Raw genomic sequence first — 20,797 nt, forward strand, 5'->3', positions numbered from 1 at the left:
ACGATCAGCCGATTCCGGGGATGAGGGAGAGGAGTACGTCGATGATCTTGATGCCGATGAAGGGCGCGACGAGGCCGCCGAGGCCGTAGATCCCGAGGTTGCGGCGGAGCAGCTTGTCGGCGCTGACCGGCCGGTACCGGACGCCCTTCAGAGCGAGCGGCACGAGCGCGATGATGATGAGCGCGTTGAAGACGACCGCGGACAGGATCGCCGAGTCCGGCGAGGACAGCCGCATGATGTTGAGCTTGTCCAGGCCCGGGTGGACGGCCGCGAAGAGCGCCGGGATGATCGCGAAGTACTTCGCGACGTCGTTGGCGATGGAGAACGTGGTCAACGCGCCCCGGGTGATGAGGAGTTGCTTGCCGATCTCGACGATCTCGATGAGCTTGGTCGGGTTCGAGTCGAGGTCGACCATGTTGCCGGCCTCCTTCGCGGCCGACGTGCCCGTGTTCATCGCGACGCCCACGTCGGCCTGCGCGAGCGCGGGCGCGTCGTTGGTGCCGTCACCGGTCATCGCGACGAGCTTGCCGCCTGCCTGCTCCCGCTTGATGAGCGCCATCTTGTCCTCGGGCGTGGCCTCCGCGAGGAAGTCGTCGACGCCCGCCTCCTCGGCGATCGCCTTGGCCGTCAGCGGGTTGTCGCCCGTGATCATGACGGTCTTGATGCCCATGCGGCGCAGTTCGTCGAACCGCTCGCGCATGCCTTCCTTGACGACGTCCTTGAGGTGGATGACGCCCAGGACGCGGGCCCCGTCGGAGTCCGCCAGGGCGACGAGCAGCGGCGTGCCGCCCGCCTCGGAGATCCGGTCCGTCAACTCCCGTGTGTCGGCGGCGACTTCGCCGCCCTGCTGTTCGACCCAGGCGATGACGGAGCCGGTCGCGCCCTTGCGGACCCTGCGGCCGTCGACGTCCACGCCCGACATACGGGTCTGCGCGGTGAACTCGATCCACTCGGCTCCTGTCAGGTCGTGCCGTTCGCGCAGCCCGTACTTCTCCTTGGCGAGGACGACGACCGAGCGGCCCTCGGGCGTCTCGTCGGCCAGCGAGGAGAGCTGGGCGGCGTCGGCGACCTCGGCGTCGGTGGTGCCGCGGACGGGCACGAACTCGGCTGCCTGGCGGTTGCCGAGGGTGATGGTGCCGGTCTTGTCGAGGAGCAGCGTGGAGACGTCACCGGCGGCCTCGACCGCGCGGCCCGACATGGCGAGGACGTTGCGCTGCACCAGGCGGTCCATGCCCGCGATGCCGATCGCGGAGAGCAGGGCGCCGATGGTGGTCGGGATGAGGCAGACGAGCAGGGCGATCAGGACGACCATGCCGAGGTGCTCGCCCGCGTAGTCCGCGAACGGCGGCAGGGTCGCCACCGCCAGCAGGAAGACGACGGTCAGCGACGCGAGCAGGATGTTGAGCGCGATCTCGTTCGGCGTCTTCTGCCGGGCCGCGCCCTCGACCAGGTGGATCATGCGGTCGATGAACGTCTCGCCGGGCTTCGTCGTGATCGTGATGACGACGCGGTCGGAGAGCACCTTCGTACCACCGGTGACGGCCGAGCGGTCGCCGCCGGACTCGCGGATGACGGGGGCGGACTCGCCGGTGATCGCCGACTCGTCGACGCTCGCGACGCCCTCGACGACGTCACCGTCGCCGGGGATGATGTCGCCGGCCTCGCAGACGACCAGGTCGCCGATCTTCAGCTCCGTACCGGCGACGACGGTCCCGTCGGCCTTGCGCGCGACCGTGTCGGTCTTCGCCTTGCGCAGGGTGTCGGCCTGGGCCTTGCCGCGGCCCTCGGCGACGGCCTCCGCGAGGTTGGCGAAGATCACCGTCAGCCAGAGCCAGGCGCTGATCGTCCATCCGAACCAGTCGGACGGGTCCTTGAAGGAGAACACCGTCGTCAGGACGGACCCGACGAGGACCACGAACATGACGGGCGACGTGACCATGAGGCGCGGGTCGAGCTTGCGGCAGGCGTCCGGCACCGACTTCAGGAGCTGCTTCGGGTCGAAGAGCCCGGCGCGGACCTTGCCCTCGCCGTCCTCCTGGCTGGGCTGGTGACCGCTCGGCGCGTCCAGCGGGGCATGGGTGGCTGTGGACATGGAGTCCTCTGCGTTCTTCCGTTTCCGGGTGTCGGTGCTCATTTACGCCAACCCCTCGGCCAGCGGCCCGAGCGCGAGCGCCGGGAAGTAGGTGAGTCCGGTGATGACGAGGAGCGTTCCGGCCAACAGGCCGGCGAAGAGCGGCTTGTCGGTGCGCAGGGTGCCCGCGGTCTCCGGGACCGGCCGCTGCCCGGCGAGCGATCCGGCGAGGGCGAGCACGAACACCATCGGCAGGAACCGGCCGAGGAGCATCGCGAGGCCGATCGTGGTGTTGAACCACTGGGTGTCGGCGCTCAGGCCCGCGAAGGCCGAACCGTTGTTGTTGGCGCCGGACGTGTACGCGTACAGGATCTCGGAGAAGCCGTGCGCGCCGGGGTTGAGCATGGAGTTCGGCGGGGTCGGCAGCGCCATCGCGACGGCGGTGAACACGAGGACCAGGGCCGGGGTGATGAGGATGGAGCAGGCCGCGAACTTGATCTCGCGGGCGCCGATCTTCTTGCCCAGGTACTCGGGGGTGCGGCCGACCATCAGACCGGCGATGAACACGGCGATGATCGCCATGACGAGCATGCCGTAGAGGCCGGAGCCGACGCCGCCGGGCGCGATCTCGCCGAGCTGCATGCCAAGGAGGTTGAGACCGCCGCCGAGTCCGGTGTTGGAGGAGTGGAAGGAGTCCACCGCGCCGGTCGAGGTGAGCGTCGTCGAGATGGAGAAGATCGCCGAGGCGCCGATGCCGAAGCGGTTCTCCTTGCCCTCCATCGCGCCGCCGGCCAGGTCGAACGCGGGGCCGTGGTGGGCGAACTCGGTCCACATCATCAGGGCGACGAAGCCGGCCCAGATGGTGGCCATCGTGGCGAGGATCGCGTAGCCCTGCTTGAGCGAGCCGACCATCCGGCCGAAGGTGCGGGTCAGCGCGAACGGGATGAGCAGGATCAGGAAGATCTCGAAAAGGTTCGAGAAGGCGCTGGGGTTCTCGAAGGGGTGGGCCGAGTTGGCGTTGAAGTAACCGCCGCCGTTGGTGCCCAGCTCCTTGATGACCTCCTGGGAGGCGACGGCGCCGCCGTTCCACTGCTGCGAGCCGCCCATGAACTGACCGACTTCGTGGATCCCGGCGAAGTTCTGGACGGCGCCGCACGCGACGAGGACGAGCGCGCCGAGCACCGAGATCGGGATCAGGATGCGCACGACGCCGCGGACCAGGTCGGCCCAGAAGTTGCCCAGTTCGCCGGTGCGGGAGCGGGCGAAGCCCCGTACGAGAGCGACGGCCACGGCGATGCCGACGGCCGCCGAGACGAAGTTCTGCACCGCGAGGCCGGCGGTCTGCACGACGTGGCCCATGGCCTGTTCGCCGTAGTACGACTGCCAGTTGGTGTTGGAGACGAAGGACGCGGCCGTGTTGAAGGCCTGGTCCGGGTCGATCGACGAGAAGCCGAGCGAACCGGGCAGCGAGCCCTGGAGGCGCTGCAACAGGTACAGGAACAGCACGCCCACGGCCGAGAAGGCGAGGACACCGCGCAGGTAGGCGGTCCAGCGCATCTCCGCGGTGGGGTCGGCGCCGATGCCCTTGTAGATCCACTTCTCCACCCGGAGGTGCTTCTCGGAGGAGTAGACCCGGGCCATGTGGTCGCCGAGGGGACGGTAGGCCAGCGCGAGCGCCGCTGTCAGCGCGAGCAACTGGAGCACTGCGGCAAGTACGGGGCTCATATCCGTGCTCAGAACCTCTCCGGGCAGAGGAGGGCGAGGACGAGATAGCCCAGGAGGGCGACGGCCACGACGAGGCCGACAGCGTTTTCGATGTGCTCGGCGTTCACAGCTTGGTCACCCCCTTGGCGACGAGTGCCACCAGCGCGAAGACCGCGATCGTGGTGACGACGAAGGCCAGATCGGCCATCGTGAGCTCCTGACGAGAAGGTGCGGAAACGAACGGACGACCCGAGGAAACCTCTGGTCACGGCCGGTTTCGATCCCCGTTGACGCCTCCCTTACGGCGACGTACGCAGCCTTGACGCGTCTCTTACGCGAGCGGCTGCGCCGGCGGTCGCGTGGACGGTCCTGAGCGGCGGCGCACGCCCGGTCTGCGTCACAGTCCGCCGCGATAGGCTGATGCACGCTGCGCAATTCGCGTGCAGCATGCAGTCACGCCGGCACAGCGGACAGAGGGAGAGCCATGGCTACGCGGGCGACCGACGCCGGGACGAACCAGAGCGTGGAGCGGGCCGTGTCCGTGCTGCGGGCGCTCGACTCCGGGCGCGCCGAACTGCGCGTCTCCGACGTCGCGGAGCTGACCGGGCTCGGCTCCTCCACCGCCTCCCGGCTGCTGTCCACGCTGGAGCGGCTCGACATGGTCGAGCGCGACCCGGTCAGCAACCTGTACCGGATCAGCCTCGGCACGCTCTCCCTCGCCGCGACCGCCGTCAACCGGCACCCCGTGCACCGCGCCGCCCGCACCGTCCTCCAGGACCTCGCCGCCCGCACCGGCCTCGGCGCGAACGTGGCCGTGCGGCGCGGTGACGTCCTGATGTTCCTGTGCAACTTCGAGGGCGCCCGCGCCCCCAAGTCGTACACCCAGGCGGGACACACGGCGCCGCTGCACGCCACCGGCATCGGCAAGTGCCTGCTGTCCGGTCTCGCGCCCAAGGAGCGGCGCACACTGCTGCCCGAACCCCTCGACGCGCACACGGAGTTCACCACCGTCAGCCACGACCTGCTCGACGAGGAACTCGCCGAGGTCCGCAGGGTGGGCTACGCGGTCGAGGCGGAGGAGCGCGCGCTCGGCCGCGCCTCCCTCGCCGCCCCGGTCCGCGACGCGTCGGGCGACGTCGTCGCGGCCGTCTCCCTGTGGGGCCCGACCTCCGTGCTCGGCACCGACGCCGGCGACGACGCCCGCGGCGCGCTCGTCCGCGAGGTCATCGAAGCGGCCGACGCCGTCAGCCAGGCCCTCGGCGCGGTCTGACCCGACCCGCGCCGCTCCCCCTACTCCCCGTACGCCTTGAACGCGACCACGTGGGCGCGCGCCGCTCCGTGCGTCGCGTCCACCACGAGGCGCAGGGCACGGGTGCGCACCGGGTCGGTGAACCGGTGGATCCGGTGGCGGCGGCGGTTGTCCGTCACGGTCAGCAGGGTGCGCCAGGTGCCGTCGGCTTCCTGGCCCTGGAGGCGGTAGTCCCGGACGAGTTCCGGCATCACCTCGTACGGGGTGCGGTGGCGGTGCAGGTTGTTGAGGTACTCGTCGACGTCGTCGTCGAACACCACGCGCACTTCGGCGAGTTGGTGCTCGCGGTCCCAGTCGAGCCCCAGCCACTGCTCGGGCAGCGGCTGCGAGGACCACAACCGCGGTCCGCCGTACGGGCGTTGGTAGCCGCCGACGGTCTGCTCGGGCGCGAAAGCGCGGGTGGCCGGGGAGGCACGGAAGGCGAAGGTGCTGCGGCGCAGGCCGCGCGCCTGCCACTCCAGGACCAACTGGCCCTCCTCCTCCGGGATGTCGTGGTCGACGGCCGCGTCGCCCTCGGCCCTGCGGCGCAGCGCGAGGACGCCGTCGGTGCGGACGGGGACGCGGACGAGGGCGGCGCCGGGGCAGGCGCGGACGATCAGGACGACGTTCTCGGGTACCTCGGGGCGGTGGTCGAGGCGGGCCGTCACCCAGTGCGGGCCGCCGGGCGGTGCCGTGACGGTCGTCGTGGTGAGGTGGTCGACCGGGACGCCGTTCTCGGGCAGTCCCGTGCCCCACAACTCGACGGTCAGCTCCCGGGGTTGACCGTCGTCGCCGCCGTGGACGAGCAGGTCGACCGTGTCGAGTGCGGGGTCCACGGGCAGCAGCAGCGCGAGGTCGCGGGTGAGCGGGTACGGCTCGCCGGGCGCGTCGGCGGCGGGCTCCGCGGCCAGGTCGGCGAGGTGCGAGGAGGCGCTGACGCGGGCCGTGCGGGCCAGGTCGGCGGGGTCGTCGTCGCGCACGCCGATCACGGAGGCGTCCTGGCGCAGCAGGGTGCGGCGGACCAACTCAGGGCGTTTGGCGGCCAGTTCGCGCGGGGTGAGCCCTTCGTCGACGCAGAGCGCGGCGGCGGTTCCGGCGGCCTCGCCGAGGGTGGCGCAGGTGGCCATCACGCGGGTGGCGCCGAAGGCGATGTGGGTGGCGGAGATGTTGCGCCCGGCGAAGAGCAGGTTCGTCACGTTCGCGGAGTACAGGGAGCGCAGCGGGATGTGGAAGATGCCGTCCGCGTAGCGCTGGCGGGCGCCGGGCTCTTCGGCGTACATGCCCTGCACGGGGTGGAGGTCGACCGACCAGCCGCCGAAGGCGACCCGGTCCTCGAACTGCCGCTGCTCCAGGATGTCCTGTTGCGTCAGGACGTAGTCGCCGACGAAGCGCCGGTACTCGCGCTTGCCGGGGAGGCTTCCGACCCACTCCAGGGTGAGGTTCGCGGCGTCGGGGAACTCCCCAGAGTTCTTGATGTGGTCCCAGATGCCCATGATGGCGCCCTGGAGTTCGTCGCGGATCCGCTCGTTGTCGTGGACGGTGTCGAGCTCGCCGCCCCACTCGATCCACCAGTAGTCGCAGCCGTTGTCGCCGGTGCGCAGGACGCGGTTGCGCAGGATGGGCGTCGAGGTGAGGTCGCGGGCGTAGGCGGGCGGGACGAACTTGACCGGGTGGCCCGCGTCCTTGGTGTGGAAGAGGATCGTCGAGCCGAGCAGTGCCTCGTCGGCCTCGTCGGGCGCCCACGGTTCGCCGTGCTCGGAGCGGGCCTCGCGGCCCACCCGGTAGCGGGCCCCGGCGAGATGGCCGAGCAGCCCGTCGCCGGTGCAGTCGAGGAACTGCCGTGCGTGGAAGGTGATGCGGCGTTCCGAACCCATCATCCAGCCGGTGCAGGAATGCACTTCGCGTGCGTCCTGTGGGCCGGACGCGTCGACTTCCCGCACGTCGGTGTTCAGGTAGAGGTCGATCAGCGGTTCGGCGAGGACCGCGTCGAGGACCACCTGGTCCCAGTAGTACGGGTTGCCCTCGGGGTTGCGGTACTGGTTCTCCGTGTAGAGCTCGCCCATGATGCCGCTCTCGCGGGCCCAGCGGTGCACGCCGTGCGCGGTGGCGCCGCAGACCCAGACGCGTATCTCGCTGCTGGCGTTGCCGCCCAGGACCGGGCGGTTGTGCACCAGGGCGACCCGGCGCCCGAGCCGGGCGGCGGCGATGGCCGCGCACGTCCCCGCAAGCCCGCCGCCGATCACGGCGATGTCGTAGTGGGCCTCTTCTTCCCGCACGTGCGGCCTCCTCGGTGATGGTTCGAGCCGCCATGAACGTACATCACATGCATATTGTGCAACCACTGTTCAGCCAGTGGGATCTGCAGTAAGTTCGCGCCGCATTCCCCCCCCGCCCGTGAAGGAGTCACCATGCGACGCCTGTACGTCCTCTCGGCCCTGACCGCCGCGCTCACCCTCGTATCCGCCCCGCAGGCCACGTCCGCCGACACCACCGTCGAGACGGTCCCGTACGCGATGGACTCGTCCAATCAGGCCGCCTGGTGGACGCCCGTCGCCACCTACAAGGGGCGCGGCCAGTACACGTACTTCGCCTTCAACGAGCCGGGGTCGACGGCCACGACGCACCGCCCGGCCATCGCCCGCCGCGACCCCGACGGCGTCTGGAGCCGGCTGCCGCTGCTCAACAGCGACGGCAAACAGGCCGAGTTCGCCGACGACAACGGCCACAACCAGCCGTCCGTCGCCCGTGACGGCAGCGGCCGGCTGCACGTCTTCACGTCCATGCACGGCAACTCCTGGCGCTACTTCCGCACGGAAGGTCCGGGCACCGGCGTCACCGACCACGCCGCCGAACTCCCCGACCAGGGCGTCGGCATCACGTATCCCGTCCTGACGACCGCGCCCAACGGCGACCTGTACCTGACCGCCCGCGTGGGCATCGACGCCGAGCAGCGCCCGGGCAAGCTCTACCGATGGGACAACGCCGCCTCGAAGTGGAGCGTCGTCGCCACCTTCGCCACCGCCCAGTACCGCTCCGTCTACCCGGACGACCTCGCCGTCGACAGCGCCGGACGCGTGCACATCCTGTACGAGTGGGCGAAGGCACCGGCGTCCGCCTTCCGGCACCAGCTCTCCTACCTGCGCTACGACCCGTCGACCGGCACCTTCGCCGACAGCACGGGCGCCGCGGCCACCGTCCCCGCCACACCCGGCACCGCCGACGTCGTCCAGGGCCTGACCAGCGGCGAGGAGTGGAGCATCGACAACACCGGGTACACAGGGCCTGCGGTGCAGAGCGCCAAGCTGACGCTCGACGGCGACGTGCCCAAGGTGGCCTTCCGCTACCGGTCCGCCGAGAGCGCGGGCGACTTCCGCGTCTACTACGCGTATCCGAGCGGCGGGGCCTGGGCCCGGCAGACCGTGTACGCGGGCGGGCAGACGAGCGCCGCACTCGGCATCACCTGGGACGAGACCGACGGCAAGCGCGTCTATTACGTGACCGCGTCCGGGACCGACCGGGTCTTCGCGGCGACCGAGTCGGCCGGCACATGGACGGCGCGGTCCGCGACGCCCGGCGTCCCGGCGGACCGCCTGGCCGTACGCCGGGACTCGGACGGGAACGACGTGCTGTACCTGCCGGACACCGCGCACAACACCCTTTACTACGCGCGCCGTTGAGGCCCCGGAGCAGGCGATGGGTCACGCGATGCCGCCGTTGCTCATCAAGAGCTGACCGTTGATCCAGCCGCCCGCCTCGGAGCACAGGAAGTCGACGAGGTGGGCGGTGTCGCGCGGTGTGCCCAGGCGGCCGAGCGGGGTGGCGTCGAGGCACGCCGCGCGGATCTCGTCGGACATCCAACCGGTGTCCACGGGGCCGGGGTTGATCGCGTTGGCCGTCACCCCGAGATGGGCGAGTTCGCGGGCGGCGGCCGTCGTGATGCGGTCCAGGGCGCCCTTGCTGGCGCCGTAGGGCAGGTTGCCCACGGTGTGGTCGCTGGTGAGGCTGATGACGCGGCCCGTGCCGTGCGCGCCGGTGAAGCGGCGGCCGAACTCGCGGATCAGCAGCCAGGTCGCGCGGGCGTTGACGGCGAAGTGCCGGTCGAAGCTCTCCACGGTGGTGTCGAGCAGCCCCGAGTCGACCGACTCGCAGTGGCACATCACCAAGGCGCTCACGTTGCCGAGCCGCTTCTCGGCCTCGTCGAAGACGCGGGCGGGGGTGCCCGGGTCGGCGAGGTCCGCCTCGATGGCGGCGCGCGCCGCGCCCTGCCCGGCGAGTTCGCGGCCGATCGCGTCGGCGGCCCCCGCTTCCCGCCCCCAGGCCATGCGGTCGTCGTAGGGGGTCCAGTAGGTGAAGGCGATGTCCCAGCCCGACGCGGCGAGCCGCCGGGCAACTCCCGCGCCGATTCCGGCCGTTCGGCCCACTCCGGTGACCAGGGCGATGGGGCGGGCGGGGTGCGCGGTCCGGTCCTCGGGTGTCGTCACGGTCCCGGATCCTCCCCGCCCGCCGGACGCGGCGTCAACGGAAATTCGCTCGCCCGGCCGGACGCCCGGTCGTTAGGCTCCCGTGCATCGACAGGGGGAGTTCGAGATGGGTACCGGGGACGGGCCGAGCGGCCGTCTTGGCGTTCTGCTCGACCAGTTCGACCGCGCCAGGGAGACGGCGGACGCCCGCCTCTCCGGGCTCGGCGACGGCGAGTACCCGTGGGAGCCCGCGCCCGGCTGCCGGTCGGTGCGGCGGCGCGGCAAGGCGGTGACATCGCCGCGGACTGGAGCGTGGGCGTCGAGCGGGTGGGCCAGGTCCTCGCCCACACCGGCCCGCCGGACCCGGATCCCGTGCACATGACGACGCTCGCGTGGCGCCTCGGGCATCCGCACTTCCGCTTCGCGGGCCGGCGGGAGTGGACGTTCGGCGAGCGCCGTACGGACCCGAAGGACCTGGTCGGCTTCAGCCCGTCGGCGGCCGTGGCGCTCGACCGGTTCGGGGCGGTGCTCGACCGCCGGCGCGCCGGTGTGGCCGCGCTCGGCGACGAGCAGCGCGACGCGATCGGCCTGTCGCAGTACCCGTACGGCTCGGACCCCGACGGCGCGTTCGTCGACGTGCTGTGGGGGACGGCCCTCGAGTTCATCCACCACAGGGCGGAGATCGGGCTGCTGCGCGGCCTGTGGCGGGCGCGCTTCACGCGCTGAGCACACCCACCAGAAGGGACGCGGTGACGCCGACGACGGCGCTCACCGGCTCCCACCTGCGCTGACACCGCACGGCTCACCCATAGAGCCAGAGCGACGCCATGCGCGACACCATATGCACTACACATGGCGCCACTGATGTGCCATCATGGCGTCACTAACGGCGCAGGGGCGGCGCGGACCGCGGGCCCCGCACCATCGAAGGGGTGGGGGACCATGGAGACAGCACAGCGTCAGCCGCAGGCGGCACCCGGCGCCGTCGCCGCCTTCGCCCGCTTCGCACTCTGCGGCGGCGGGGTGGGGGTCGCCTCCAGCTTCGCCGTGGCGGCCCTGTCCGGATGGATCCCCTGGGCCCTTGCCAACGCGCTGATCACGGTGGCCTCCACGCTCCTCGCGACCGACCTGCACGCCCGCTTCACCTTCGGCGCGGGCGGGCACGCGACCTGGCGCCAGCACCTTCAGTCGGCCGGGTCCGCGGCGGCCGCGTACGCGGTGACCTGCGGGGCGATGCTCGTCCTGCACCTCCTGGTGGCGGCCCCCGGAGCCGCCATGGAACAGGTCGTCTACCTCTCGGCGTCCGCCCTCGCCGGCGTCGCCCGGTTCGTGGTCCTGCGCCTGGTCGTCTTCGCCCGCACCCGCGCGCAGGCCGCGCAGACCGCGCAGACCGCGTTGCCCACGCGCACGGTGGCCACGACGGTGACCCGCGCTGCGGCCCCGACGGAGCTGTGCCCGGCGGCCTGAGAAACGACGGACGGGCCCTGCCGCCTCGACAGCGGCAGGGCCCGTTCGGGTGTGTCCGCGCCTACGCCGCGACGGACTCGCTCAGGCCGCGGGACGCGATCACCTGCGCCTGGCCGTCGGTGAGCCGGTAGCAGAGGCCGACCACCGCGGTGCGGCCCGCCGCCACGCCCTCGGCGAGCGTCTGCGAACGGTCGAGGAGCAGGTCCACCGAGTGCCGGATGTGCTCGTGCAGGATCTCCTCGTCGCCGACCCGACCGGCCGCCCGGGCCGCGAGGACGCTCGGCGTCACCCGCTCCACGACGTCGCGGACGAAGCCGCCGGGGGTCTCGCCGCTCTCCACGGCGACCCGCGTCGCGGCGACCGCCCCGCACGAGTCGTGCCCGAGGACCACGACGAGCGGACTGCCGAGCACGCCCACCCCGTACTCGATGCTGCCGAGCACCTCCGGGCCCACGACGTGCCCGGCGGTGCGCACGACGAACAGGTCGCCGAGGCCCCGGTCGAAGATGATCTCGGCGGCGAGGCGGGAGTCGGAGCATCCGAAGAGCACCGCGAACGGGCTCTGGGCGGGCACGAGTTCGGCCCGGCGCGCGGCGTCCTGGTTGGGGTGGTCGGGGCTTCCCGTGACGAACCGCTGGTTACCCGCCATCAGCGTCGCGAAGGCGGCGTCCGGCGTGATCGGCTGCTCGGGGGCGGACGGTATGGGCATCTCGGTCATGGATGAAGCCTACGATCCGCTCGCCGGCCTTGATCCCCGGACCAGCCAAAAGGAGTCCCTGCCGATGACGACCACCGATCACGACCAGGACCAAGACCAGGACCAGGACCGGGACCAGGGCCGGGACCAGGACCAGGGCCGGGACCAGGACCAGGGCCGGGACCAGGGCCGGGACCAGGACCAGGGCCACGACCGCGCCCGCGCCCACGACGACGCACTCGACGCGGCGCTCGACGACCCCGTCGGTCACGCGCTCCGCGGCCCGCACGCGCATCTGGCCCGCCGGCTCGGCGCCGCGGCCACGTATCTGCCGGACGTCGCGACCTTCGCCGCGCTCCCGGCCGACGCGGGGCCGGCCGCCTGGGCCGATCTGGCGGCGCTGCTCGGCCCCGGCTCCCTCGCCGACCTGTTCAGCTCGTCGGCGACGCCGCCGGACGACTGGGAGCCGGTGTTCTCCCTCGACGGCCTCCAGCTGACGCTTCCCGCGAACCGCGCCCCCTCTCAGCCCCAGGACGACCCGCGCATCGTCGAACTGGGCGCCGCCGACGTCCCCGACATGCTCGCCCTCGTCGCCCGTACGAGACCGGGCCCCTTCTGGCCGCGCACCCACGAACTCGGCACGTACCTCGGCGTCCGCGACGAGGCCGGCGCGCTCGTCGCCCTGGCCGGTGAACGGCTTCGCCCGCCCGGCCTGACCGAGATCAGCGCCGTCTGCACCACCCCCGAGGCCCGCGGCCACGGCCAAGCCGCGCGTCTGGTGCGCGCCCTGGCCGTCCGGATCGAGGCCCGCGGCGAGCTCCCCTTCCTGCACGTGGCGAAGGACAACACCGCCGCGCTCGCCCTCTACGAGCGGCTGGGCTTCGAGGTCCGCGGCCCGGTGACCTTCCGAGGCTTCCGCACCCCCGGCGACGAAAGGAACACACCTCAGCCATGACCACGCCCGGCATATTCGACGACATCGTCGACCGCAGGAACTCCAACTCCCTGAAGTGGACCCTTTCCGAGGAATTCCTCACCCCGGAGGAAGCGGCGGCCGACCCGCTCCCCATGTGGGTGGCGGACACCGATTTCAAGGCGCCCCGCGCCGTCCGGGAAGCGCTTCACGAAGCGGTGGAGTACGGCGTTTTCGGCTATCCGGCGGGCGCCACCGCGAGCTGTCTGGCCGCGGTGACGGGCTGGCAGGCGAAGCGTTTCGGGTGGGACGTCGATCCGGCCTGGGCCGTGCAGACGGCGGGCGTCATCACGAGTCTGAAGACGGCGGTCCAGGCGTTCTCGGCCCCCGGCGACTCCGTCCTCGTCCAGCCGCCGGTGTACGCCCACTTCCATGAGGACGTCCAGCTCAACGGCCGTCACCTGGCTCTCGCGCCGCTGACGCGGACCGAGGACGGCTACGCCTTCGACGCCCGTACGTTCGAGGCCGCGATCCGCCCGGACACCAAGCTGTTCATCCTGAGTCACCCGCACAATCCGACCGGGAACGTCTGGTCCGAGAGCGACTTGCGGACCATGGGCGGGATCTGCGCCCGCAACGGCGTTCTCGTCGTCTCGGACGAGATCCATCAGGACCTGATCATCAATACGGCGAAGCGGCACATACCTTTCGCTTCGCTCGGCCCGGAATTCGCGCGGAACAGCATCACGTGCACGGCCCCGAGCAAGACGTTCAACCTCCCCGGGCTGCAATGCGCGAACGTCTTCATTCCCGACCGCCGGCTCCGCGCGGAATTCTCCCGCCAGTACGAGCGCAATCTCTTCCCACTCGTCAATGTCCTGGGCACGGTGGCCGCCGAGGCCGCGTACACGCACGGCGAGCCCTGGCTGGAGGAGCTCCTGACCTATCTGCGCGGCAACCACGCGCACTTCGCCGCGTCCGTGAACGCCGCCACGTCCCGGGTCCGCGTCCTGCCCGCCGACTCCCTCTACCTCGCATGGATGGACTGCCGGGGTCTCGGCATGGACCCCGCGACCCTCGACCGGTTCATGCTGCTCACCGCCCGCCTCTGGCTCGACCGGGGCCCGAAGTTCGGCCGTGAGGGGCACGGCTACATGCGGGTGAACCTCGGCTGCCCGCGCGCCACCGTGGACGAGGCGATCCACCGCCTCACGACGGCCGTCGCCGCGCTCCCGTAACACCCCCCTGCTCCCGCGCTCCCACCCGATGTGGTTTTCTGAACGCGTTCAACTTCCTGAGCGGGGTGGGGGTGGGGATGCTCATGAGCCGTATGACCTTGGCTCGTTGGGCCGTCGCGCTGGTCTGGTTCTACGAGGGCTTCTGGTGCAAGGTCTGGCCGGGGCGCGCGGACCAGCGGGCCATCGTGGGGGACGTGCCGTTGCTTGACGGCTGGTCCGTGACGGCGGCTCTCGTGGCGATCGGGCTCGCCGAGGTGGCGCTCGGCATCTGGGTCCTGACCGGGCTGCGGCCGGTCGCCGCCGCCCTCGTGCAGACGGCCCTGGTGGCCGGGTTCAACGCGGGCGGCCTGCTGTTCAGCCCCGGCCAGATCGACGAACCCGGCCGCCTGCTCACCCAGAACCTGGTCTTCGTCGCGCTGATCTGGGTCCTGGCGCGGACGTCCCCGAGAGCGGGGCTCCGATGACCGGCACCCCGTGGGCCCGCGGCCGGATCGTCAGCGGGACGGGCGGCCCCCGCCTCCTCTTCGGGCGGATGTACGAGGACCACGGCGTCGAGCTCGACCGCCTGCCCGCGCCCGGCGCCCGGGTCCTGTGCATCGCCTCCGCCGGTGACACCGCGGCCGCGCTGCACCGGGCGGGCCACGACGTGACGGCCGTCGACGTCAACCCGGTGCAACTCGCCTATGCGCGGGAACGGCTCGCCGGGGGCGCGACCCTGGAGGGTTCGGCCGAGCGGCTGATGCGCCTCGGCCGCGGCGCCGCGGGCGCCGTGCTTCCGGCCTGGCGCGGGCCCGCACTCCGCGCCTTCCTCGCGCTCGACGACCCGGCACGACAGGCCGAGCACTGGCGCACGTGCCTGGACGGGCCCGGGCTGCGCCGGCTGATGCGGATCGCGCTGCGGCCGGGCGGCGCGCTCGCGGTGGCGCTGCGCCCCTCGTTCGCGCCCGTGGTCCCCGCACGCTTCGACACGGTGCTGCGCCTGCGCCTGGAACGCACCGTCGCCGAACACCCCAATGCCCGTAACCCGTGGCTGTGGCGGCTGCTCGCGGGGGCCGAACCCCCGGACGCCGAGCGGCTGTTCGCCCCCGGCGTCCGCCTCGTCCGGGGCGATGTGGTGGACATCCTCGAACGCTCGCCCCGCGGCGCCTACGACGCGGTGACGCTCTCGAACGTCCTCGACGGCCCCGGCCGCGCCTTCGCCCACCGCCTGCGCGCCGCGGTCCGGCACGCCGTACGCCCCGGCGGCGTCGTGGTCCTGCGCAGCTTCCGGGAACCGGGACCGGCCGGGCCCGGCTGGGCGGCGCGGGACCGCTCCGCTTTGTGGGGCGTCGTACGTGTGGTGCGCCTGGGCGCGGCACGCGATGGTTCCGACGACAGGAGGGTCGACCCGTGCGACTTCTGACAGGCATGGCTCATAGGGCGCCCCAGGCGCACCCGGTACACCCGGTACACCCGGTACACCCGGCGCACCTGATACGCCGTCACCCCATCCCCATGCGGACGCACTTCGCGCACTCCCTCGTCCTCACCTACGCCCTTCCCGCCGAGGTGCTGCGCCCCCTCGTGCCGCCCGCCCTGACGCTCGACACGTACCAACGCGGCGGCGAGGGACCGGAGTTCGGTTTCGTGGCCGCCGCGCTCGTCGACACCCGCGACTTGCGGCCGGCCTTCCTGCCCGCCCGGTTCGGCGGCGACTTCCTGCTGACCGGGTACCGCGTCTTCACCCGCTTCCCGACGCCCGGCGGCCGCACCATGCGCGGCCTGCGGATCCTGCGCAGCGACACCGACCGGCGCCTGATGCGGCTCGGCGGGAACCTGCTCACCCGCTACAACTACCGCCTGGCGTCGATCAGTTCACGCGCCGACGAGGAGCATCTGGAGTTCCGCGTCGACAGCGCCGACGGACGCGCGGACTTGCAGGTGCGCGCCGATCTGCGGGGGCCCGCGCCGCTGCCGCCGGGCAGCCCGTTCGCCGACGAGCGCGCCGCCCGCCGCTTCGCCGGACCGCTGCCGTACACCTTCGAGTACGAGCCGCGGACCCGCTCCGTGATCGTCATCAAGGCGTTCCGCACCCGGTGGGACCCGCGGCCGGTCGCCGTCGACGTGCCGCGTCTGACGTTCTTCGACCACGGCCCGCTCGCCGGAACCCGGCCCGTCCTCGCCAACGCCTTCCACGTCGCGGGCGTCGACTACGGCTGGGAGCGCGGCGTGCGGCGCGATGCGGCGGGCGGTGCGCGATGACACCGCGCCACTCGGGGGTGCGTGACGTCGTCGCGTACAACTGGCCGCAGTACGCGGCCGGTCTGACCGCGGCGGCGACCGCGGCCGCCGTCGCCGGACGCCTGCCCCGTCCCGTGCGCCGCCTGGCCCGTACGGGTTCGGCGGCCGCGCTCGGTCTCCTCGCCGCCGCCACGGCCGCGAGCTGGTGCGTGTACGACCGCTCTGACCTGTACGCGTACGACTGGCTGGCGGCGCTGCTCCCCCGCACCCCGTCCTCGTACGCCGTGGTGAGCTGCGGCCTCGACGAGGTCAGCGGTCCGCTCGCGGCGCGCTGGCCCGGCGCGCGCCAGGTCTCCGTCGACCTGTACGACCCGGCGCTGACCACCGAGGGTTCCATCCGGCGCGCCCGGCGCCGGGTGCCGCCGCCCGCTCACGCCGTGCCGGGCCGCCCGGGCGCGCTGCCGCTCCCCGCCGCCGGGACGGACGCCGTCCTGCTGGTCTTCGCCGCGCACGAACTGCGCCGCGCCCGGGACCGCGAGGCGCTGTTCGCCGCGTGTGCCCGCGCGTTGCGTCCCGGCGGCACGCTGATCCTCGCCGAACATCTCAGGGACGCCGCGAACACGGCCGTCTTCGGTCCCGGTGCCTGGCACTTCCTGCCCCGCGCGGAGTGGCTGCGGCTCGCCGCCCTCGCCGGACTGCGCCCCGCGGCCGAGCGCCGGGTCGCACACCTGGTCACGGCTTTCGCCTTCACCAAACCGGAGCCGGAGCCGGAGCGGACATGAGTGAACTCCTCACCCTCACCGGCCAGTTGCGCCTGGTCGGCCTCGCCCTCATCGCGATGGGCCTGGTGCACGCCGTGCTGCCGCGCGTTCTCGACTGGCCCGCCGACCTGCGCGCGAGCACCCTGCTGACCCGCCAGGTCTCGTACGCCCATCTCTTCTTCATCGCGCTGACCTGCGCGCTGCTCGGAGCGCTCCCCCTGCTCTTCGCGCCCGACCTCCTGACGGGCGCTCCGCTGCCGACGTTCCTGCTGTGCGCCCAGACCCTGTTCTGGGGTCTGCGCTGGGCCATGCAGTTCGCCTACTTCTCGCCCCGGCTGTGGCGCGGCCACCGGCTGCGCACGACGGGCCACGTCGCGCTCGCCGTGCTGTGGACCTGGGTGACGGCGGTGTTCACGACGGCGACGGCGCAGGCCCTGTCCTGACGGTCGCACCGTCGCGGCTCCCGGCCGCCGGCCTGCCGAGCATGTCCCGCAGCTCTTCGGCCCCCGCATTGGCGCCGAAGATCTCGGTGCCGGGCTGCATCCGTACTCCGTCGGCCAGGGTCCCGGCCGGGACGGGATCGAAGCCGAGGTCGTCGACGATCCGGCCGACGGCGGCGAGTGCGTCCGGGTCGTCACCGGCGACGGCGATGGCCTTGCGCCCGGCGGCGCCCACCGGCCGGGCACCCTCCTCCAGGTCGTGGTAGCCCATGTGGTTGAAGGCCTTGACGACCCGCGCCCCGGCCAGGAAGTCCCGCACCGTCGCGCTGGAGGAGACGGCCGGATCGCCGAGGTCGTCCCGTACGCCGTCCGTCTCCCACCAGTAGTTCATGGCGTCGATGACGAGCTTGCCGCGCAGCGCGTCCACGGGCAGCGTGCGGTACTTGCCAAGCGGCAGCGCGAGCACGACGGCGTCCGCGCCCGCCACGGCCTGATCGACGGTCACCGCGACGGCGCCCGGCGTCAGCACCTCCACCGTGAGCGCGATCTTCGCCGGGTCCCCGGAACCGGCGATCAGGACGCGGTATCCGGCACCGAGCGCGAGCCGCGCCAGCACGGTCCCGACCTTTCCGGCGCCGAGGACGGCGAGGGTGCGTACGTCCGTGGCGTTCATGCCTGCTCCCCCGCGAGGATGTCGCGGACCATCGGGATCACCTTCGTGCCGTACAGCTCGACGGCGCGCAGCCGGGCGCTGACCGGCACGGTCCCCGAGCCGTAGATCATGTCGAACCGGCCGACCCCGAGGCCCTTGATCGCGGCCGCCATCTTGCGGGATACCGTCTCGGGCGAGCCGATGTACAGGGAGCCGTGCTCGATCTCGCGCTCGTACTCGGCCTTGGTCACCGGCGGCCAGCCGCGCAGCGCGCCGATGCGGTCGCGCATCACCTTGTAGCGGGGCCAGTGCAGTTCACGGGCCTGCTCGTCGGTGTCGGCGACGAAGCCCGGCGAGTGCATGCCGACCGGGTGGGCGGTGGTGCCGAACTGCTCGGCGGCCCGCCGGTACAGGTCGACGTACGGGGCGAAGCGGGTGGGGCTGCCGCCGATGATGGCGATCATCAGCGGGAACCCGTACTTCGCCGTGCGCACGACCGACTGCGGTGTGCCGCCGACGCCGACCCATGTGGTCAGACCCTTCTCGGTCTTGGGGAACACGTCCGCGTCGACGAGGGGCGCCCGCTTGGTGCCGCTCCAGGTGACCGGCTTCTCCTCCAGGAGCTTCGCGAAGAGCTCGATCTTCTCCTCGAAGAGCACGTCGTAGTCGGCGAGGTCGTAGCCGAACAAGGGGAACGACTCGGTGAACGAGCCGCGCCCGAGGATCACTTCGGCCCGCCCGTTCGACAGCGCGTCCAGGGTCGCGAACCGCTGGAAGACGCGGACGGGGTCGTCGGAGCTGAGCACGGTGACCCCGGAGCCGAGCTTGATCCGCTCGGTGCGTCCGGCGATGCCCGCGAGCACGGTCTCCGGCGTCGAGATCGCGTACTCGGGGCGGTGGTGCTCGCCGAGGGCGAGGGCGTCGACACCGACCTGGTCGGCGAGGACGGCCTCGTCGACGACGTGCCGGATGGCCTGCGCGTACGAGACGAGGCGGCCGGAGTCGTCCTCGGGCACGTCGCCGAACGTGTCGAGGCCGAAGAGGAGGTCGGACATGACAGCGGCTCCTTCGTGAGCGCAGAGTCTCGGGGCGGTACGAGCTTCTCGTGGCGGTACGAGCGCCTCGGGGCGGTACGAGCGCCTCGGGCCGGCGTCTCGTGGTCGGTCACGAGCATAAACGGACTCCACCCCGCTTAATATTTCCGGAGGTAGGTTGGAGGCCATGGACAGCCCTTTCGTGCCGCTCGGACGCCCCCGCCCCGAACGCGCCGACGCCGCCCGCAACCGCGAGCAGCTCCTGGCCACGGCCCGCGCGATGGTGGCCGAGATGGGCGTGGAGAAGGTCACGATGGACGGCCTGGCCGAGCGCGCGGGCCTGGGCAAAGGCACCGTCTACCGCCGCTTCGGCACCCGCGCGGGCATCTTCCACGCGCTCCTGGACGAGGACGAGCACGCCTTCCAGGAACAGGTCATGACCGGCCCGCCCCCGCTGGGCCCCGGCGCCGAGCCCGTCGACCGGCTCATCGCGTACGGCCGCGCCCGCACCGCCTACCTCGCCGACCACCTCGTACTGGTCCGCGCCTCCCTCGACCGCAACCAGCCGGCCCCCGCCGGCGGCGCCTCCACCCTGACCCGGCTGCACCTGCGCATGCTCCTGGCCCTCGCCCGCCCGGGCCTCCCCGACCTCGACAGCCTCGCCCTCCAGCTGACAGCCGCGCTGGAGGGTCCGGTGATGCTGTTCCTCTCGCCGCCGCAGCCGACGCCCCCGACGGACTCCCCCGCGGCGGACCGCCTCGGCGACAGCTGGCAGGCGCTGATCGAGCGGATCTGCCGGCGCTAGCTCAGCCGTCGACGCCCGGCACCGCGACCGCGCGGCCCTCGGCCCGCGACCGGGTGGCCGCTTCGGCGATCGCCAGGGCCGCGCGGGCGTCCGCACCCGTGCAGGGGCTCGGCCGCGACCCCGCCACCACCTCGGTGAACGCGGCGAGTTCGGCGCGGTAGGCGTCCCGGAAGCGCTCCATGAAGCCCGGGTACGGCGTCCCCGCGGGCCATGACGCGCCGTCCGCGGAGACCAGCGGGGTCGCGTCGGTGAGGCCCGCGACGAGGGAGCCCTTCGAGCCGCACACCTCCAGGCGGACGTCGTACCCGGCGCCGTTGTAACGGGTCGCGGTGCAGGTGGCGAGCGTGCCGTCGTCCAGGGTGAGGACGCTGACCGCCGTGTCGACGTCACCGGCGGCGGCGAAGAACTCCTCCCCGCGGTTGGCTCCGGTGGCGTACACCGAGACGACCTCGCGGCCGGTCACCCAGCGCACGATGTCGTAGTCGTGCACCGAGCAGTCCCGGAAGATCCCGCCGGAGCCCGGGACGTAGCCGGCCGGCGGCGGTGTCGGGTCGGCCGTGCACGCGCGCACCGTATGCGTCCAGCCGAGGCGCCCGGCCGCGACGGCGTCCCTCAACTCCCGGTATCCGGCGTCGAATCGCCGCTGGAACCCGATGTGCAGCGGCGCCCCCGTGAGGGCCGCGAGAACGGCGTCCGTCTCCGCCAGCGAGCCCGCGACCGGCTTCTCGCAGAACGTCGGCAGCCCGGCGCGCTGCGCCGCGAGGATCAGCTCGGCGTGGGCCGCCGTGGGCGCGGCGACGACCACCCCGTCGAGGCGGGCGCCGAGCAGTCCGTCGAGGTCACCGGCGACCTCTCCCGCGACGCGGTCGGCGACGGCGCGGGCCGAGCGCTCGTCGGCGTCGTGCACCACGACGCCGCTCACCGCCGGGAGTGCGGCGAGGGTCGAGGCGTGGAACGCGCCGATGCGGCCGGTCCCGATCAGTCCTATGCGCATGGACGACACCCTTTCGTCAGACGCTTCTCTTTGTTATTACATATGGACGTGCG

The 20,797-nt window shown here is 72.4% G+C and carries 20 protein-coding genes and 1 pseudogene; 12 read left to right on the plus strand and 9 right to left on the minus strand.

Annotated features, from left to right (window positions below; all coding sequences use genetic code 11):
- Nucleotides 1-4 precede the first annotated feature (4 nt).
- Genes kdpB through kdpF form a run of 3 tightly spaced genes read right to left on the minus strand, consistent with a single transcriptional unit; the run spans nucleotide 5 to nucleotide 3,888 of the window.
- A complete protein-coding gene (kdpB, locus tag AB0L37_RS14495; protein ID WP_365504315.1) occupies nucleotides 5-2,134 on the minus strand; it encodes a potassium-transporting ATPase subunit KdpB in 2,130 nt (709 codons plus the stop codon).
- Nucleotides 2,135-3,796, minus strand: coding sequence for a potassium-transporting ATPase subunit KdpA (gene kdpA / locus AB0L37_RS14500; protein ID WP_365504317.1), 1,662 nt, complete (start codon nucleotides 3,794-3,796; stop codon nucleotides 2,135-2,137). It lies immediately after the preceding gene.
- A gap of 8 nt (nucleotides 3,797-3,804) precedes the next feature.
- Nucleotides 3,805-3,888, minus strand: a complete 84-nt coding sequence (gene kdpF, locus AB0L37_RS14505; RefSeq protein ID WP_365504654.1) for a K(+)-transporting ATPase subunit F — start codon at nucleotides 3,886-3,888, stop codon at nucleotides 3,805-3,807.
- 371 nt (nucleotides 3,889-4,259) lie between these two features.
- On the opposite strand from kdpF, the gene AB0L37_RS14510 reads away from it, so the two are divergent.
- A complete protein-coding gene (locus AB0L37_RS14510) occupies nucleotides 4,260-5,045 on the plus strand; it encodes an IclR family transcriptional regulator (RefSeq protein WP_365504319.1) in 786 nt (261 codons plus the stop codon).
- A gap of 20 nt (nucleotides 5,046-5,065) precedes the next feature.
- Here the strand turns inward: AB0L37_RS14510 and AB0L37_RS14515 are convergent, their stop codons facing one another.
- The gene (locus AB0L37_RS14515; protein ID WP_365504321.1) at nucleotides 5,066-7,339 is read right to left on the minus strand and encodes an FAD-dependent oxidoreductase; all 2,274 of its coding nucleotides are present in this window, start codon (nucleotides 7,337-7,339) and stop codon (nucleotides 5,066-5,068) included.
- A 132-nt stretch (nucleotides 7,340-7,471) separates the two neighbouring features.
- On the opposite strand from AB0L37_RS14515, the gene AB0L37_RS14520 reads away from it, so the two are divergent.
- Nucleotides 7,472-8,740, plus strand: coding sequence for a BNR-4 repeat-containing protein (locus AB0L37_RS14520; RefSeq protein WP_365504322.1), 1,269 nt, complete (start codon nucleotides 7,472-7,474; stop codon nucleotides 8,738-8,740).
- Nucleotides 8,741-8,761: 21 nt separating this feature from the next.
- Here the strand turns inward: AB0L37_RS14520 and AB0L37_RS14525 are convergent, their stop codons facing one another.
- On the minus strand, nucleotides 8,762-9,544 hold the full coding sequence (locus AB0L37_RS14525; protein WP_365504324.1) for an SDR family oxidoreductase: 783 nt from the start codon (nucleotides 9,542-9,544) through the stop codon (nucleotides 8,762-8,764).
- Between the two features lie 106 nt (nucleotides 9,545-9,650).
- On the opposite strand from AB0L37_RS14525, the pseudogene AB0L37_RS14530 reads away from it, so the two are divergent.
- Together AB0L37_RS14530 and AB0L37_RS14535 are read left to right on the plus strand one after the other, a co-directional pair.
- Nucleotides 9,651-10,249, plus strand: a pseudogene (locus tag AB0L37_RS14530) (DinB family protein).
- Between the two features lie 216 nt (nucleotides 10,250-10,465).
- Entirely contained in the window at nucleotides 10,466-10,990 is a 525-nt protein-coding gene (locus AB0L37_RS14535) for a GtrA family protein (RefSeq protein WP_365504326.1), read from the plus strand.
- A 61-nt stretch (nucleotides 10,991-11,051) separates the two neighbouring features.
- On the opposite strand, the gene AB0L37_RS14540 is transcribed toward AB0L37_RS14535, so the two are convergent.
- The gene (locus AB0L37_RS14540; RefSeq protein ID WP_365504656.1) at nucleotides 11,052-11,699 is read right to left on the minus strand and encodes a carbonic anhydrase; all 648 of its coding nucleotides are present in this window, start codon (nucleotides 11,697-11,699) and stop codon (nucleotides 11,052-11,054) included.
- A 73-nt stretch (nucleotides 11,700-11,772) separates the two neighbouring features.
- Here AB0L37_RS14540 and AB0L37_RS14545 point away from each other — a divergent pair, with 73 nt between their 5' ends.
- The 7 genes from AB0L37_RS14545 to AB0L37_RS14575 all read left to right on the plus strand — a co-directional run bounded on the left by AB0L37_RS14545 (nucleotide 11,773) and on the right by AB0L37_RS14575 (nucleotide 17,262).
- On the plus strand, nucleotides 11,773-12,642 hold the full coding sequence (locus AB0L37_RS14545; RefSeq protein ID WP_365504328.1) for a GNAT family N-acetyltransferase: 870 nt from the start codon (nucleotides 11,773-11,775) through the stop codon (nucleotides 12,640-12,642).
- The gene (locus AB0L37_RS14550) at nucleotides 12,639-13,838 is read left to right on the plus strand and encodes a MalY/PatB family protein (RefSeq protein WP_365504330.1); all 1,200 of its coding nucleotides are present in this window, start codon (nucleotides 12,639-12,641) and stop codon (nucleotides 13,836-13,838) included. The genes AB0L37_RS14545 and AB0L37_RS14550 overlap by 4 nt, the downstream gene beginning before the upstream one ends.
- 83 nt (nucleotides 13,839-13,921) lie before the next feature.
- On the plus strand, nucleotides 13,922-14,302 hold the full coding sequence (locus tag AB0L37_RS14555; protein ID WP_365504332.1) for a DoxX-like family protein: 381 nt from the start codon (nucleotides 13,922-13,924) through the stop codon (nucleotides 14,300-14,302).
- On the plus strand, nucleotides 14,299-15,240 hold the full coding sequence (locus tag AB0L37_RS14560; RefSeq protein ID WP_365504334.1) for a hypothetical protein: 942 nt from the start codon (nucleotides 14,299-14,301) through the stop codon (nucleotides 15,238-15,240). The genes AB0L37_RS14555 and AB0L37_RS14560 overlap by 4 nt, the downstream gene beginning before the upstream one ends.
- Nucleotides 15,241-15,332: 92 nt before the next feature.
- Nucleotides 15,333-16,079 (plus strand): DUF2071 domain-containing protein, encoded by a 747-nt coding sequence (locus tag AB0L37_RS14565; RefSeq protein WP_365504336.1) that lies wholly within the window; start codon nucleotides 15,333-15,335, stop codon nucleotides 16,077-16,079.
- A complete protein-coding gene (locus tag AB0L37_RS14570; protein ID WP_365504338.1) occupies nucleotides 16,076-16,840 on the plus strand; it encodes a methyltransferase domain-containing protein in 765 nt (254 codons plus the stop codon). Before AB0L37_RS14565 ends, AB0L37_RS14570 begins: the two co-directional genes overlap by 4 nt.
- The gene (locus tag AB0L37_RS14575) at nucleotides 16,837-17,262 is read left to right on the plus strand and encodes a hypothetical protein (RefSeq protein ID WP_365504340.1); all 426 of its coding nucleotides are present in this window, start codon (nucleotides 16,837-16,839) and stop codon (nucleotides 17,260-17,262) included. The genes AB0L37_RS14570 and AB0L37_RS14575 overlap by 4 nt, the downstream gene beginning before the upstream one ends.
- On the opposite strand, the gene AB0L37_RS14580 is transcribed toward AB0L37_RS14575, so the two are convergent.
- Together AB0L37_RS14580 and AB0L37_RS14585 are read right to left on the minus strand one after the other, a co-directional pair.
- Nucleotides 17,231-17,932, minus strand: coding sequence for an NAD(P)-binding domain-containing protein (locus tag AB0L37_RS14580; RefSeq protein WP_365504342.1), 702 nt, complete (start codon nucleotides 17,930-17,932; stop codon nucleotides 17,231-17,233). The genes AB0L37_RS14575 and AB0L37_RS14580 overlap by 32 nt on opposite strands.
- On the minus strand, nucleotides 17,929-18,966 hold the full coding sequence (locus AB0L37_RS14585) for an LLM class flavin-dependent oxidoreductase (protein WP_365504344.1): 1,038 nt from the start codon (nucleotides 18,964-18,966) through the stop codon (nucleotides 17,929-17,931). Before AB0L37_RS14585 ends, AB0L37_RS14580 begins: the two co-directional genes overlap by 4 nt.
- A gap of 166 nt (nucleotides 18,967-19,132) precedes the next feature.
- Here AB0L37_RS14585 and AB0L37_RS14590 point away from each other — a divergent pair, with 166 nt between their 5' ends.
- A complete protein-coding gene (locus tag AB0L37_RS14590; protein ID WP_365504346.1) occupies nucleotides 19,133-19,750 on the plus strand; it encodes a TetR/AcrR family transcriptional regulator in 618 nt (205 codons plus the stop codon).
- Between the two features lies 1 nt (nucleotide 19,751).
- Here the strand turns inward: AB0L37_RS14590 and AB0L37_RS14595 are convergent, their stop codons facing one another.
- Entirely contained in the window at nucleotides 19,752-20,744 is a 993-nt protein-coding gene (locus tag AB0L37_RS14595) for a Gfo/Idh/MocA family oxidoreductase (RefSeq protein ID WP_365504348.1), read from the minus strand.
- Between the last annotated feature and the right edge of the window lie 53 nt (nucleotides 20,745-20,797).

Origin of the sequence: Streptomyces sp. NPDC052225, from assembly GCF_040679615.1 — a bacterium.
GTDB lineage: Bacteria > Actinomycetota > Actinomycetes > Streptomycetales > Streptomycetaceae > Streptomyces.